The organism is Paraburkholderia sp. SIMBA_027, from assembly GCF_046535315.1.
GTDB lineage: Bacteria > Pseudomonadota > Gammaproteobacteria > Burkholderiales > Burkholderiaceae > Paraburkholderia > Paraburkholderia tropica.
Genome location: NZ_JAWRWY010000333.1, coordinates 1 through 293, shown reverse-complemented (window position 1 = coordinate 293; position 293 = coordinate 1). Strand labels below are relative to the sequence as shown.

Annotated in this window: 1 protein-coding gene; it reads right to left on the bottom strand. The window is 62.1% G+C overall.

Translation table 11 applies throughout. The features are described from left to right. Positions 1-29 precede the first annotated feature (29 nt). The coding region (locus SB764_RS39310) for a MarC family protein (protein ID WP_410866651.1) at positions 30-293 on the bottom strand (264 nt) is incomplete at its 5' end.

Here is a 293-nt window from a genome sequence, read left to right as displayed (position 1 = left end):
CTTTTTTGTTTGCCGAGAGCGGCAATCGCTCATAGCTGATGCACGAAGGCGCGAATCCCGCCTAGTATCATCTCGACCGAAATCGCCACTAGCACGAGTCCCATCAGCCGCTCGAAGGCCATCATCGTACGCTCGCCGAGCCACGACTGAATGCGCTCCGCCAGCATCAGCACGATCGCGCAGACGATCATCGTGACGGTCAACGCACCGATCCACTCGAACATCTTGCCGGGCGCCTGCGACGTCAGCAGCATCACCGTCGCCAGCGCCGACGGGCCCGCCAGCGCCGGAAT